Here is a 14992-nt window from a genome sequence, read left to right as displayed (position 1 = left end):
GAAACATCTTCGGGTTGTGAGGTTAAGCGACTAAGCGTACACGGTGGATGCCCTGGCAGTCAGAGGCGATGAAGGACGTGCTAATCTGCGAAAAGCGTCGGTAAGGTGATATGAACCGTTATAACCGGCGATGTCCGAATGGGGAAACCCAGTGCAATTCGTTGCACTATCGTTAACTGAATCCATAGGTTAACGAGGCGAACCGGGGGAACTGAAACATCTAAGTACCCCGAGGAAAAGAAATCAACCGAGATTCCCCCAGTAGCGGCGAGCGAACGGGGAGCAGCCCAGAGCCTGAATCAGCATGTGTGGTAGTGGAACGGTCTGGAAAGGCCGGCGATACAGGGTGACAGCCCCGTACACAAAATTGCATGTGCTGTGAGCTCGATGAGTAGGGCGGGACACGTGGTATCCTGTCTGAATATGGGGGGACCATCCTCCAAGGCTAAATACTCCTGACTGACCGATAGTGAACCAGTACCGTGAGGGAAAGGCGAAAAGAACCCCGGCGAGGGGAGTGAAAAAGAACCTGAAACCGTGTACGTACAAGCAGTGGGAGCCTCTTTAATGGGGTGACTGCGTACCTTTTGTATAATGGGTCAGCGACTTATATTCTGTAGCAAGGTTAACCGAATAGGGGAGCCGAAGGGAAACCGAGTCTTAACTGGGCGTTAAGTTGCAGGGTATAGACCCGAAACCCGGTGATCTAGCCATGGGCAGGTTGAAGGTTGGGTAACACTAACTGGAGGACCGAACCGACTAATGTTGAAAAATTAGCGGATGACTTGTGGCTGGGGGTGAAAGGCCAATCAAACCGGGAGATAGCTGGTTCTCCCCGAAAGCTATTTAGGTAGCGCCTCGTGAATTCATCTCCGGGGGTAGAGCACTGTTTCGGCTAGGGGGCCATCCCGGCTTACCAACCCGATGCAAACTGCGAATACCGGAGAATGTTATCACGGGAGACACACGGCGGGTGCTAACGTCCGTCGTGAAGAGGGAAACAACCCAGACCGCCAGCTAAGGTCCCAAAGTCATGGTTAAGTGGGAAACGATGTGGGAAGGCTCAGACAGCCAGGATGTTGGCTTAGAAGCAGCCATCATTTAAAGAAAGCGTAATAGCTCACTGGTCGAGTCGGCCTGCGCGGAAGATGTAACGGGGCTAAACCATGCACCGAAGCTGCGGCAGCGACACTAAGTGTTGTTGGGTAGGGGAGCGTTCTGTAAGCCTGTGAAGGTGTGCTGTGAGGCATGCTGGAGGTATCAGAAGTGCGAATGCTGACATAAGTAACGATAAAGCGGGTGAAAAGCCCGCTCGCCGGAAGACCAAGGGTTCCTGTCCAACGTTAATCGGGGCAGGGTGAGTCGACCCCTAAGGCGAGGCCGAAAGGCGTAGTCGATGGGAAACAGGTTAATATTCCTGTACCAGGTGTTACTGCGAAGGGGGGACGGAGAAGGCTATGTTGGCCGGGCGACGGTTGTCCCGGTTTAAGCGTGTAGGTGTGTGTTCCAGGTAAATCCGGTTCACTTTAACACTGAGGCGTGATGACGAGGCACTACGGTGCTGAAGTGACAAATGCCCTGCTTCCAGGAAAAGCCTCTAAGCATCAGGTAACATCAGATCGTACCCCAAACCGACACAGGTGGTCAGGTAGAGAATACCAAGGCGCTTGAGAGAACTCGGGTGAAGGAACTAGGCAAAATGGTGCCGTAACTTCGGGAGAAGGCACGCTGATATGTAGGTGAAGCGATTTACTCGTGGAGCTGAAATCAGTCGAAGATACCAGCTGGCTGCAACTGTTTATTAAAAACACAGCACTGTGCAAACACGAAAGTGGACGTATACGGTGTGACGCCTGCCCGGTGCCGGAAGGTTAATTGATGGGGTTATCCGTAAGGAGAAGCTCTTGATCGAAGCCCCGGTAAACGGCGGCCGTAACTATAACGGTCCTAAGGTAGCGAAATTCCTTGTCGGGTAAGTTCCGACCTGCACGAATGGCGTAATGATGGCCAGGCTGTCTCCACCCGAGACTCAGTGAAATTGAACTCGCTGTGAAGATGCAGTGTACCCGCGGCAAGACGGAAAGACCCCGTGAACCTTTACTATAGCTTGACACTGAACACTGGTCCTTGATGTGTAGGATAGGTGGGAGGCTTTGAAGCGCGGACGCCAGTTCGTGTGGAGCCATCCTTGAAATACCACCCTTTAATGGCTGGTGTTCTAACGTGGGCCCGTAATCCGGGTTGCGGACAGTGTCTGGTGGGTAGTTTGACTGGGGCGGTCTCCTCCTAAAGAGTAACGGAGGAGCACGAAGGTTAGCTAATCCTGGTCGGACATCAGGAGGTTAGTGCAAAGGCATAAGCTAGCTTGACTGCGAGCGTGACGGCGCGAGCAGGTGCGAAAGCAGGTCTTAGTGATCCGGTGGTTCTGAATGGAAGGGCCATCGCTCAACGGATAAAAGGTACTCCGGGGATAACAGGCTGATACCGCCCAAGAGTTCATATCGACGGCGGTGTTTGGCACCTCGATGTCGGCTCATCACATCCTGGGGCTGAAGTAGGTCCCAAGGGTATGGCTGTTCGCCATTTAAAGTGGTACGCGAGCTGGGTTTAGAACGTCGTGAGACAGTTCGGTCCCTATCTGCCGTGGGCGCTGGAGAATTGAGGGGGGCTGCTCCTAGTACGAGAGGACCGGAGTGGACGCATCACTGGTGTTCGGGTTGTCATGCCAATGGCACTGCCCGGTAGCTAAATGCGGAAGAGATAAGTGCTGAAAGCATCTAAGCACGAAACTTGCCCCGAGATGAGTTCTCCCTGACCCTTTAAGGGTCCTGAAGGAACGTTGAAGACGACGACGTTGATAGGCCGGGTGTGTAAGCGCAGCGATGCGTTGAGCTAACCGGTACTAATGAACCGTGAGGCTTAACCTTACAACGCCGAAGCTGTTTTGGCGGAATTGAGAGAAAATTTTCAGCGTGATTACAGATTAGATTAACCGGCGAAAGGCGGGTTAATAAACAGAATTTGCCTGGCGGCTGTAGCGCGGTGGTCCCACCTGACCCCATGCCGAACTCAGAAGTGAAACGCCGTAGCGCCGATGGTAGTGTGGGGTCTCCCCATGCGAGAGTAGGGAACTGCCAGGCATCAAACAAGTGAAGAGCCCATCCTGACGGATGGGCTCTTTGCGTTTCTGCCTGCAAATTTGGAGTGTGGCTTTGCCTTATCTGGCCTGTAGGCCTGACAGGCGCAGCGCCTCAGGCAGACCGCACCACTGCCGGATGGCGGCTTTGCCTTATCCGGCCTGCTGTCAGGACGAGGCTTTGTGGTAACGCAAATGCAATAACGGATATGGCTGCCCAAGATCGTCGACCTCTGCGCGCCCCGTCACCCTGAATCCCATCTTCTTATAGAATCCAACAGCTTGTTCATTCTGCTCGTTCACGTTAGTGGTCAACGCGGGCGCTAGCGAAAGCGCATGCTCAATCAACAGTTTACCCACGCCACAGCCCCGAATATCGGGATCAACAAACAGCGCATCCATATGCTCTCCAGTGAGCAACATAAACGCGACGGGCTCATCCTGCTCATTAGCGGCAACCCATAAAGGGGCTTCGGGTAAAAACGAGCGGACCAGCTCCTCCAGCTTGATGCGGTACTCTTTAGACAGAAAATCATGCGTGGCGTCGACCGAACGGCACCAGATTGCAATCAGTTTGTTCCCTTCATCATGCCGCGATCGGCGTATGTTAATAACCATATTCTCTCCTTTTCGTTATGCTTATATTCTAACGTATCCGTCGTCGTGAAACTTTCTCACCTTTAACATGCAGGCTCGACATTGGCGTGATTTCTGAGTATCTTCAGCTATCTGGATGTCTAAACGTTTAAACGTATGTAGTGAGGTTATCAGGTTATGCCGATTCGTGTGCAGGACGAGCTACCCGCCGTCAATTTCTTACGTGAGGAAAACGTCTTTGTTATGACGACTTCCCGTGCTTCAGGTCAGGAAATTCGTCCGCTAAAGGTACTCATCCTCAACCTGATGCCGAAGAAAATCGAAACGGAAAATCAGTTTTTGCGGCTGCTGTCGAACTCTCCGTTGCAGGTGGATGTACAGTTACTGCGCATTGATGCACGTGAGTCGCGTAATACGCCAGCAGAGCATCTGAACAACTTCTACTGTAACTTTGAGGATATCTGCGATCAGAACTTCGATGGCTTGATCGTCACCGGCGCGCCGCTGGGTCTGGTAGAGTTCAATGATGTTGCCTACTGGCCACAGATCAAACAAGTGCTGGAGTGGGCGAAAGATCATGTCACCTCAACGCTGTTTGTCTGTTGGGCGGTCCAGGCAGCGCTTAATATCCTCTACGGTATTCCGAAACAGACCCGCACTGATAAGCTTTCTGGCGTTTATGAGCATCATATTCTTCACCCTCATGCACTGCTGACGCGGGGTTTTGATGATTCGTTCCTGGCCCCGCATTCACGCTATGCTGATTTCCCGTCAGTGTTGATCCGTGACTACACCGATCTTGAGATCCTCGCCGAGACTGAGAATGGTGATGCCTATCTTTTTGCCAGCAAAGATAAACGCATTGCGTTTGTCACGGGCCATCCGGAATATGATGCCAACACATTAGGTAGCGAATATTTCCGCGATGTAGAAGCCGGATTAAACCCCGACGTTCCCTACAATTATTTCCCGCAAAACGATCCCCAAAACAAACCTCGCGCTACCTGGCGAAGCCACGGTAATTTGCTGTTCATCAACTGGCTCAACTATTACGTCTACCAGATCACACCATATGATCTGCGTCACATGAATCCAACGCTGGATTAATCGTCTGTCGCTGACGATCCTAAAGCGTTTCAGCATAGTGAATCAGGCACCTTCGGGTGCCTTTTTATTTCCGAAATGCACTTCAACTTGTGATTAAACTTTATTTTTATTGTTATCAACAGGTTAATTGATAATTAAATTAAAAATGGAAATTGTTTTTGATTTTGAAATTTAAATGAGTAGTCTTAGTTGTGCTGAACGAAAAGCGCACAACGATCCTTCGTTCGCATTGGGAATGCTTTGTTATCAATGACGAGGAGTTACAGAATGAATCAACAGGCAACGACTACCGATGAATTGATCTTTACCAGGCCCCATGGTGAGCCAGAGAAGCAGATCCTGACCGATGAAGCGGTCGAATTTCTCACTGAACTGGTGGCGCGCTTTACGACGAAGCGCAATAAGCTGCTCGCGGCTCGTATTCAGCAGCAGCGGGATATCGACAACGGTATATTGCCTGATTTTATTTCGGAAACTGTTTCCATTAGAAACGGAGACTGGAAGATTCGCGGCATTCCGGAGGATTTACAGGATCGTCGGGTCGAAATCACCGGACCGGTTGAACGCAAGATGGTCATCAATGCGTTGAACGCGAATGTGAAGGTTTTTATGGCCGATTTCGAAGATTCGCTGGCACCGGAATGGAGCAAAGTGATCGACGGGCATATCAACCTGCGTGACGCGGTAAACGGCACCATCAGCTACACCAATGAAGCTGGCAAAATCTATCAGTTGAAGCCCAATCCGGCATTACTGATTTGCCGTGTGCGTGGTCTGCACCTGCCGGAAAAACATGTGACCTGGCGCGGTGAAGCGATCCCCGGCAGCCTGTTCGATTTTGCCCTCTATTTCTTCCATAACTACAAAGCGTTGCTGGCCAAAGGCAGCGGTCCCTATTTCTACCTGCCGAAAACGCAGGCCTGGCAGGAAGCGGCCTGGTGGAGTGAAGTCTTCAGCTATACCGAAGATCGTTTCAATCTGTCGCGCGGTACGATTAAAGCTACGCTGCTGATTGAAACCCTGCCGGCCGTGTTCCAGATGGACGAGATCCTGCACGCGCTGCGTGACCATATTGTCGGGCTGAACTGTGGTCGTTGGGATTACATCTTCAGCTATATCAAAACGCTGAAGAATCATCCGGATCGCGTTCTGCCGGACCGCCAGGTGGTGACGATGGATAAGCCTTTCCTTAGCGCCTATTCGCGTCTGCTGATTAAAACCTGTCACAAACGTGGTGCCTTCGCGATGGGCGGTATGGCGGCATTCATCCCGAGCAAAGACGCTGAACGCAATAATCAGGTACTCAGCAAGGTGAAAGCGGATAAAGCGCTGGAAGCCAATAACGGCCACGACGGCACGTGGATTGCGCATCCGGGACTGGCGGATACCGCGATGGCAGTCTTCAACGAGGTGCTCGGCGAGAACAAAAACCAGCTGTTTGTGACCCGTGATGAAGACGCGCCGATTACCGCAGAACAATTGCTGGCGCCATGTGAAGGCGAGCGTACGGAAGAGGGGATGCGCGCCAATATTCGCGTTGCGGTGCAGTACATCGAAGCGTGGATCTCCGGCAACGGCTGCGTGCCGATTTATGGCCTGATGGAAGATGCGGCGACAGCGGAAATCTCCCGTACGTCAATCTGGCAGTGGATCCATCACGAGAAAACCCTGAGCAACGGCAAACCGGTCACTAAGGCGCTGTTCCGCCAGATGTTGGCTGAAGAGATGCGGGTCATCCAGGACGAACTGGGTGAACACCGTTACAGCAGCGGCCGATTTGATGATGCCGCGCGCCTGATGGAGCAAATCACCACTTCTGACGAATTAATCGATTTCCTGACATTGCCAGGCTACCGCCTGCTGGCGTAAATGCCCAGGCTATTTTGTTCGCCATTTTGGCCCCGGGCCGTGCTCAAAATCCTCACGTACGATAAGTACGCTCCGGTTTTTGCGCGGCTTCCCGTGACCAAACTGCCTTCACCAATAACGCCTGGGAAGCCAGGAGAATAATATGGAGCATCTGCACATGAAAACCCGTACCCAACAGATCGAAGCGTTACAGAAAGAATGGACACAACCGCGCTGGGAAGGCATCCGTCGCCCGTACAGCGCGGAGGAAGTGGTGAAATTACGCGGCTCGGTTAACCCGGAATGCACGCTGGCGCAGCTGGGCGCAGCCAAAATGTGGCGTCTGCTGCACGGCGAATCGAAAAAAGGTTACATCAACAGCCTTGGCGCGCTGACCGGTGGTCAGGCGTTACAGCAGGCGAAAGCGGGTATCGAAGCGGTGTATCTGTCGGGGTGGCAGGTTGCGGCGGATGCCAACCTGGCGTCCAGTATGTACCCGGATCAATCGCTCTACCCGGCGAATTCTGTTCCGGCAGTGGTGGATCGGATCAACAACACCTTTCGCCGTGCGGATCAGATCCAGTGGTCCAGCGGTATTGAGCCCAACGATCCGCGCTATGTGGATTACTTCCTGCCAATCGTCGCCGATGCGGAAGCCGGGTTTGGCGGTGTACTGAATGCGTTTGAGCTGATGAAGTCGATGATTGAGGCCGGTGCAGCGGCTGTTCACTTCGAAGATCAACTGGCCTCGGTGAAGAAATGTGGTCATATGGGCGGCAAAGTGCTGGTGCCAACTCAGGAAGCGATTCAGAAACTGGTGGCTGCGCGTCTGGCGGCAGACGTTATGGGCGTCCCGACGCTGGTGATTGCGCGTACCGATGCGGATGCGGCGGATCTGATCACCTCCGACTGTGACCCATACGACAGCGAATTTATTACCGGCGAGCGCACCAGTGAAGGATTCTTCCGTACGCATGCCGGCATTGAGCAGGCGATCAGCCGTGGCCTGGCCTACGCCCCGTATGCCGATCTGGTGTGGTGTGAAACCTCGACGCCGGATCTGGAACTGGCGAAGCGTTTTGCCGATGCGATTCATGCGAAATTCCCAGGCAAACTGCTGGCCTATAACTGTTCGCCGTCGTTCAACTGGCAGAAGAATCTGGACGATAAGACCATCGCCAGCTTCCAGCAGCAGTTGTCCGATATGGGTTACAAATACCAGTTCATTACCCTGGCAGGTATTCACAGCATGTGGTTCAACATGTTCGACCTTGCGCACTCCTACGCGCAGGGTGAAGGCATGCGCCACTATGTTGAGAAGGTTCAGCAGCCGGAATTTGCGGCGGCTAAAGACGGTTACACCTTCGTGTCCCATCAGCAGGAAGTAGGGACAGGCTACTTTGATAAAGTCACCACCATCATTCAGGGCGGCACTTCCTCGGTGACCGCGCTGACCGGCTCGACCGAAGAATCACAGTTTTGATTAATGCCCGGTGGCGCTGCGCTTACCGGGCCTACGAAGGGATGTAGGCCGGATAAGCAGACGCGCTATCCGGCATGACGTTGTGCCGGATGAGGAGAAGCGATGACGCGTGGCCTGGAGTTACTGATTGCTCAGACGATTTTGCAAGGTTTCGACGCCCAGTATGGTCGATTTCTGGAAGTGACCTCCGGCGCGCAACAGCGCTTTGAACAGGCTGACTGGCATGCCGTGCAGCAGGCGATGAAAAGCCGTATTCACCTCTACGATCACCACGTGGGTCTGGTGGTGGAACAACTGCGCTGCATCACTGGCGGCAAAAGTACCGACGCCGCATTTTTGCTGCGTGTAAAAGAGCATTACACGGGGCTCCTGCCGGATTACCCGCGCTTCGAGATTGCGGAGAGCTTTTTTAACTCCGTATATTGTCGGTTATTTGACCACCGCTCGCTCACTCCCGAGCGGCTCTTTATTTTTAGCTCCCAGCCGGAACGTCGTTTCCGGACGATCCCGCGTCCGCTGGCAAAAGATTTCTTCCCGGATAGCGGTTGGGAACCGCTGCTCACCCGCATTCTCAGCGATCTGCCGTTGCGCCTGCCCTGGCAGAACAAAGGGCGCGATATTCGCTATATCATTGCACATCTGCGTGAAACCTTTGGTGAGGAGACGTTGCAGCAGTGCCATCTACAGGTGGCTAACGAGCTGTTTTATCGCAATAAAGCCGCATGGCTGGTCGGCAAACTCATCACGCCATCTGGCACGTTGCCCTTTTTGCTGCCGATTCATCGCACCGATGAAGGTGAACTGTTTGTGGATACCTGCCTGACCACCACGGCAGAAGCCAGTATCGTGTTCGGTTTCGCTCGTTCCTATTTTATGGTGTACGCGCCGCTGCCCGCCGCGCTGGTGGAATGGTTGCGCGAGATCCTGCCAGGAAAAACCACCGCTGAGTTATACATGGCGATTGGCTGTCAGAAACATGCGAAGACCGAGAGCTATCGCGAGTATTTGTTGTATCTGCGCAGCTGCGATGAGCAGTTCATTGAAGCGCCGGGCATACGTGGCATGGTGATGCTGGTCTTTACGCTGCCGGGGTTCGACCGGGTTTTTAAAATTATTAAAGATAAGTTCGCGCCGCAAAAAGAGATGTCTGCCGCCCACGTTCGCGCCTGCTATCAACTGGTGAAAGAGCACGATCGCGTGGGACGCATGGCAGATACCCAGGAGTTCGAAAATTTCGTGCTGGATAAACGTCAGATCGATCCGGCATTGATGGCGCTGTTACTTGAGGAAGTGCCGGAAAAGATAACCGATCTTGGTGAGCAGATTGTCATCCGTCATCTCTATATTGAGCGGCGGATGGTGCCGCTCAATATCTGGCTTGAGCAGGTCGAAGGTCAGCAACTGCGGGATGCGATTGAGGAGTACGGCAACGCGATTCGCCAGCTTGCCGCCGCCAATATTTTCCCCGGCGACATGCTGTTCAAAAACTTTGGCGTCACCCGTCATGGTCGCGTGGTGTTCTACGATTACGATGAAATCTGCTACATGACGGAAGTGAATTTCCGGGACATCCCGCCGCCGCGCTACCCGGAAGATGAGATGAGTGCCGAGCCCTGGTATAGCGTATCCCCTGGCGATGTGTTTCCTGAGGAGTTTCGCCACTGGTTATGCGCCGACCCACGCATCGGACCGCTGTTTGAGGAGATGCACGCCGATCTGTTTCGTGCCGATTACTGGCGCGCATTACAGACGCGCATTCGGGAAGGGCATGTTGAAGATGTTTACGCATATCGCCGTCGCCAGCGATTCAGCGTGCGTTATGAAACCGACCGGGCGCTTGCGCCGCCATCCGGCAATGTGCGCCGACCTGCCTGATGGCACGACGCTTATCAGGCTTGCCGAAAATGCTCCTGAGGAGGATTTTGTTTAACGAATCCCGCCGTATGCCAGCGTCACCTCTTTCGCCGCCTTGATCACCATCGCGCCAAACTCGGTCACGCGGTCGTCCGTGATGCGCGAAATCGGGCCAGAGATAGAGATTGCCGCGAACGGCTCGCGGTGTTCGTCATAAATGCACGACGCGACACAACGCAGACCGAGCGCATGTTCCTCATCATCAAAGGAATAACCGCGCTTGCGGGTCTGGGCGAGGTCGTCCTTCAGATGAACCGGGGAGACCAGCGTCGCGTGGGTGTATGCATGCAGCCCTTTGCGGTGCAGCAGCTGGGTCACCTGTTCTTCGCTCAGTTGTGCTAAAAACGCTTTGCCTGCGCCAGAGGCGTGCATCGGCAGCTTACCGCCAATCGGCGCGGACATACGCATCAGTTGGGTACACTGTACCTGGTCAATGATAATTGCCTGATGATCACTTTGATCCAGCACCGCCAGATTCACCGTTTCGCCGGAATCTTCCATCAGTTTGCGCAGAATAGGGTGGACGATCGCCAGCAAATTGCGGCTCTGTAAAAAGCTGCTGCCGACGATAAACGCATGCGCGCCTATCGCCCAGTGTCCAAGGTCACCCACCTGACGCACAAAGCCCTGCTGCTGCATAGTGGTCAGTAAGCGATGAGTCGTGGAGTTCGGCAGGCCAGCCTGCTGTGCCAGCTCGGTCAATGCCACGCTGCCGTTGGATTCCGCGATCCATTCCAGCAGTTTCAGGCCACGGGTCAGCGACTGAACCTGTCCGGCAGCGGGGGCGGTCGTCGCGGCGGGTTTTCTGCCGCGTTTGGCGGGAACGGGTGCAACCATAGCGCATTCCTTTTCTGTATCGTGGAAATCATTTTCGTTTTATTCAATTATAATGCAAGAAGTCTTGTACTGATCGGATGAGTGAAGCTGAACATGTCTCATGTTGCCCGTTGTTGGCTTTTCCGTCAGCCCTGTTTATGCCACTATGTTTTGTTGACTTTTTCGGTCTGGTTAAGCGTTGTCGGGAGCAAGTGTGAGCAGCAAAGTTGAACAACTGCGTGCGCAGTTAAATGAACGTATTCTGGTGCTGGACGGCGGCATGGGCACGATGATCCAGAGCTATCGTCTGAGTGAAGAGGATTTCCGTGGTGAACGCTTTGCCGACTGGCCGTGCGACCTGAAAGGCAACAATGACCTGCTGGTGCTGAGTAAGCCAGAGGTGATCGCCGCGATTCATAACGCGTACTTTGACGCGGGCGCGGACATCATTGAAACCAACACGTTTAACTCCACCCCCATCGCGATGGCGGATTACCAGATGGAATCCCTGTCGGCGGAGATCAACTTTGCCGCCGCGAAACTGGCGCGTGCCTGTGCCGATGAGTGGACTGCCCGTACCCCGGAAAAACCGCGCTATGTTGCGGGCGTTCTCGGCCCAACCAACCGGACCGCATCGATCTCGCCGGATGTGAATGACCCGGCATTTCGTAATATCACCTTTGATCAACTGGTGGCTGCTTACCGCGAATCCACCAAAGCGCTGGTGGAAGGTGGCAGTGACCTGATTTTGATCGAAACCGTCTTTGATACGCTGAACGCGAAAGCGGCGATTTTTGCGGTGAAAGAAGAGCTGGAAGCGCTGGGCATCGACCTGCCGATCATGATTTCCGGCACCATCACCGATGCTTCTGGACGTACCCTTTCCGGGCAAACGACAGAGGCGTTTTACAACTCCCTGCGCCATGCTGAACCTCTCACTTTCGGCCTCAACTGCGCGCTGGGGCCGGATGAACTGCGTCAGTATGTGCAGGAACTGTCTCGCATTGCTGAATGTTACGTGACTGCACATCCGAACGCCGGGCTGCCCAACGCTTTCGGTGAATACGATCTCGATGCCGATACGATGGCAAAACAGATCCGCGAATGGGCCGAAGCGGGCTTCCTGAATATCGTTGGCGGCTGCTGCGGCACCACACCGGAACACATCGCGGCAATGAGCAGGGCGGTCGAGGGACTGGCACCGCGCCCGTTGCCGGAGATCCCGGTGGCCTGCCGCTTATCCGGTCTCGAACCGCTGAATATTGGCGACGACAGCCTGTTTGTAAACGTCGGTGAGCGTACCAACGTTACCGGCTCCGCCAAATTTAAGCGCCTGATCAAAGAAGAAAAATACAGCGAAGCGCTGGACGTTGCCCGTCAGCAGGTAGAAAGCGGCGCACAGATTATTGATATCAACATGGATGAGGGGATGCTCGACGCCGAAGCGGCGATGGTGCGCTTTCTCAACCTGATCGCCGGTGAGCCTGACATTGCTCGTGTGCCGATCATGATTGACTCCTCAAAATGGGACGTCATTGAGAAAGGGCTGAAGTGCATCCAGGGGAAAGGCATCGTTAACTCCATCTCAATGAAAGAGGGGGTTGAAACCTTTATCCATCATGCGAAGCTGCTGCGCCGCTACGGTGCGGCGGTGGTGGTGATGGCCTTTGATGAGCAGGGCCAGGCGGATACGCGTGCGCGTAAAATCGAGATTTGCCGCCGGGCGTACAGGATCCTCACCGAGGAAGTGGGCTTCCCGCCGGAAGACATCATTTTCGATCCGAATATTTTCGCAGTAGCAACCGGGATCGATGAGCACAACAACTACGCGCAGGACTTTATCGGTGCCTGTGAAGACATCAAACGCGAGCTGCCGCATGCGTTGATCTCCGGCGGCGTGTCCAACGTGTCATTCTCGTTCCGTGGCAACGATCCGGTGCGCGAAGCCATTCACGCGGTGTTCCTCTACTATGCCATTCGTAACGGTATGGACATGGGGATTGTCAACGCCGGGCAACTGGCGATTTACGACGATCTCCCTGCCGAGCTGCGCGATGCGGTGGAGGATGTGATCCTCAATCGGCGTGATGACGGCACCGAACGATTGCTGGAGCTGGCGGAGAGATATCGCGGTAGCAAAAGTGATGAGGCGGCCAACGCGCAACTGGCGGAGTGGCGCACCTGGGAAGTGAAAAAGCGCCTCGAATACTCGCTGGTTAAAGGCATCACCGAGTTTATCGAGCAGGACACCGAAGAGGCGCGTCAGCAGGCGGCCCGCCCGATTGAGGTGATTGAAGGGCCGCTGATGGACGGGATGAACGTCGTCGGCGACCTGTTCGGCGAAGGAAAAATGTTCCTGCCGCAGGTGGTGAAATCCGCCCGCGTAATGAAACAGGCGGTGGCGTATCTCGAACCGTTTATCGAAGCCAGTAAAGAGAAAGGCTCCAGCAATGGCAAAATGGTCATCGCCACCGTGAAGGGCGATGTCCACGATATCGGCAAAAATATCGTTGGCGTGGTCCTGCAATGTAACAACTACGAAATCGTCGATCTTGGCGTGATGGTGCCGGCGGAGAAAATTCTCCGAACCGCCAAAGAGGTGAATGCGGATCTGATAGGCCTTTCCGGGTTGATTACCCCGTCGCTGGACGAAATGGTCAACGTGGCGAAAGAGATGGAGCGTCAGGGCTTCACCATACCGCTGCTGATTGGCGGCGCGACGACCTCAAAAGCGCACACGGCGGTGAAAATCGAGCAGAACTACAGCGGCCCTACGGTGTATGTGCAGAACGCTTCGCGCACCGTCGGCGTGGTCGCCGCGTTGCTTTCTGATACCCAGCGCGATGACTTTGTCGCCCGTACCCGTAAAGAGTATGAAACCGTGCGCATCCAGCATGGGCGTAAGAAACCGCGCACGCCGCCGGTGACGCTCGCCGCCGCGCGGGATAACGATCTGGCGTTTGACTGGGAAAGCTATACCCCGCCAGTGGCGCACCGTCTGGGTGTGCAGGAGGTCGAAGCCAGCATCGAAACGCTGCGTAACTACATCGACTGGACGCCGTTCTTTATGACCTGGTCGCTGGCCGGGAAGTATCCGCGCATTCTGGAAGATGAAGTGGTAGGTGAAGAGGCGAAGCGCCTGTTTAAAGATGCCAACGACATGCTGGATAAACTGAGCGCAGAGAAGGCGCTGAATCCGCGCGGTGTGGTGGGGCTGTTCCCGGCAAACCGCGTGGGTGATGACATCGAAATCTATCGTGACGAAACGCGAACGCACGTGCTGACGGTCAGCCATCATCTGCGTCAACAGACTGAAAAAGTGGGCTTTGCTAACTACTGTCTGTCTGACTTCGTGGCGCCGAAGCTGACCGGCAAAGCGGACTACATCGGTGCTTTTGCGGTGACCGGTGGTCTGGAGGAGGACGCGCTGGCGGATGCGTTTGAAGCGCAGCACGATGATTACAACAAGATCATGGTGAAAGCGCTTGCCGACCGTCTGGCGGAAGCCTTCGCGGAATACCTGCATGAGCGCGTGCGTAAGGTCTACTGGGGCTATGCGCCGAACGAAAATCTCAGCAATGAAGAGCTGATTCGCGAAAACTACCAGGGAATTCGTCCGGCGCCGGGGTACCCGGCCTGTCCGGAGCATACCGAGAAAGGCACCATCTGGCAGTTGCTGGAAGTGGAAAAGCACACCGGCATGAAGCTTACCGAATCCTTCGCCATGTGGCCTGGCGCATCGGTTTCCGGCTGGTACTTCAGCCATCCGGACAGCAAGTATTACGCGGTTGCACAGATTCAGCGCGATCAGGTGGAAGACTACGCGTTCCGTAAAGGGATGAGTGTTTCTGACGTTGAGCGCTGGCTGGCCCCTAACCTGGGCTACGACGCCGACTGATTCACGAAACTGTCATCTTTCCTTACAACTAACAGGGTGCTTGTCGGGCACCCTGTCTCTTTCTTGCGTTTAAACCCTTATACTGGAAGAAGGCGATGACCTCTCTGGTTATATTTTTACACGCAATCATTCAAGTTGCGTCGAGGCGGCAAGCCTGGGAATCTCCAGGAGCTTACTGAAGTAAGTGACTGGA

At 54.3% G+C, this 14992-nt stretch carries 7 protein-coding genes and 2 rRNA genes; 7 read left to right on the top strand and 2 right to left on the bottom strand.

The window, feature by feature from the left end:
* The first annotated feature begins 20 nt into the window (after positions 1-20).
* Positions 21-2927, top strand: a 23S ribosomal RNA gene (locus AOY24_RS12760).
* Between the two features lie 97 nt (positions 2928-3024).
* Positions 3025-3140: ribosomal RNA gene (gene rrf, locus AOY24_RS12755) — 5S ribosomal RNA — on the top strand.
* A 164-nt stretch (positions 3141-3304) separates the two neighbouring features.
* Here the strand turns inward: rrf and AOY24_RS12750 are convergent.
* Positions 3305-3754: an acetyltransferase gene (locus tag AOY24_RS12750; protein WP_042998990.1), complete on the bottom strand. Its 450-nt coding sequence runs from the start codon at positions 3752-3754 to the stop codon at positions 3305-3307.
* 156 nt (positions 3755-3910) lie between these two features.
* Between AOY24_RS12750 and metA the strand changes: the two genes are divergently transcribed.
* From metA to aceK, 4 genes are all read left to right on the top strand, one after another.
* Entirely contained in the window at positions 3911-4840 is a 930-nt protein-coding gene (gene metA, locus AOY24_RS12745) for a homoserine O-succinyltransferase (RefSeq protein WP_042998991.1), read from the top strand.
* Positions 4841-5107: 267 nt separating this feature from the next.
* Positions 5108-6709 (top strand): malate synthase A, encoded by a 1602-nt coding sequence (gene aceB, locus AOY24_RS12740; protein WP_042998992.1) that lies wholly within the window; start codon positions 5108-5110, stop codon positions 6707-6709.
* A gap of 157 nt (positions 6710-6866) precedes the next feature.
* Complete coding sequence (aceA, locus tag AOY24_RS12735) at positions 6867-8171, top strand: isocitrate lyase (RefSeq protein WP_043001801.1); 1305 nt, start codon at positions 6867-6869, stop codon at positions 8169-8171.
* A 102-nt stretch (positions 8172-8273) separates the two neighbouring features.
* A complete protein-coding gene (gene aceK / locus AOY24_RS12730) occupies positions 8274-10046 on the top strand; it encodes a bifunctional isocitrate dehydrogenase kinase/phosphatase (RefSeq protein WP_054176741.1) in 1773 nt (590 codons plus the stop codon).
* A gap of 51 nt (positions 10047-10097) precedes the next feature.
* Here aceK and iclR read toward each other — a convergent pair whose 3' ends face one another.
* Positions 10098-10922 (bottom strand): glyoxylate bypass operon transcriptional repressor IclR, encoded by an 825-nt coding sequence (iclR, locus tag AOY24_RS12725; protein WP_042320966.1) that lies wholly within the window; start codon positions 10920-10922, stop codon positions 10098-10100.
* A 193-nt stretch (positions 10923-11115) separates the two neighbouring features.
* Here iclR and metH point away from each other — a divergent pair, with 193 nt between their 5' ends.
* Positions 11116-14799: a methionine synthase gene (metH, locus tag AOY24_RS12720; RefSeq protein WP_054176740.1), complete on the top strand. Its 3684-nt coding sequence runs from the start codon at positions 11116-11118 to the stop codon at positions 14797-14799.
* Positions 14800-14992 lie beyond the last annotated feature (193 nt).

The sequence above is a fragment of the Citrobacter sp. CtB7.12 genome (genome assembly GCF_001297795.1).
GTDB classification, from domain to species: Bacteria; Pseudomonadota; Gammaproteobacteria; order Enterobacterales; family Enterobacteriaceae; genus Citrobacter_A; species Citrobacter_A amalonaticus.
This window is presented reverse-complemented; position numbering and strand designations above follow the sequence as displayed.

Excerpts from the sequence above, each read along its gene's own strand:
- AOY24_RS12750 (WP_042998990.1), bottom strand. The coding sequence starts at position 3,754 with ATGGTTATTAACATACGCCGATCGCGGCATGATGAAGGGAACAAACTG.
- metA (WP_042998991.1), top strand. The coding sequence starts at position 3,911 with ATGCCGATTCGTGTGCAGGACGAGCTACCCGCCGTCAATTTCTTACGT.
- aceB (WP_042998992.1), top strand. The coding sequence starts at position 5,108 with ATGAATCAACAGGCAACGACTACCGATGAATTGATCTTTACCAGGCCC.
- aceA (WP_043001801.1), top strand. The coding sequence starts at position 6,867 with ATGAAAACCCGTACCCAACAGATCGAAGCGTTACAGAAAGAATGGACA.
- aceK (WP_054176741.1), top strand. The coding sequence starts at position 8,274 with ATGACGCGTGGCCTGGAGTTACTGATTGCTCAGACGATTTTGCAAGGT.
- iclR (WP_042320966.1), bottom strand. The coding sequence starts at position 10,922 with ATGGTTGCACCCGTTCCCGCCAAACGCGGCAGAAAACCCGCCGCGACG.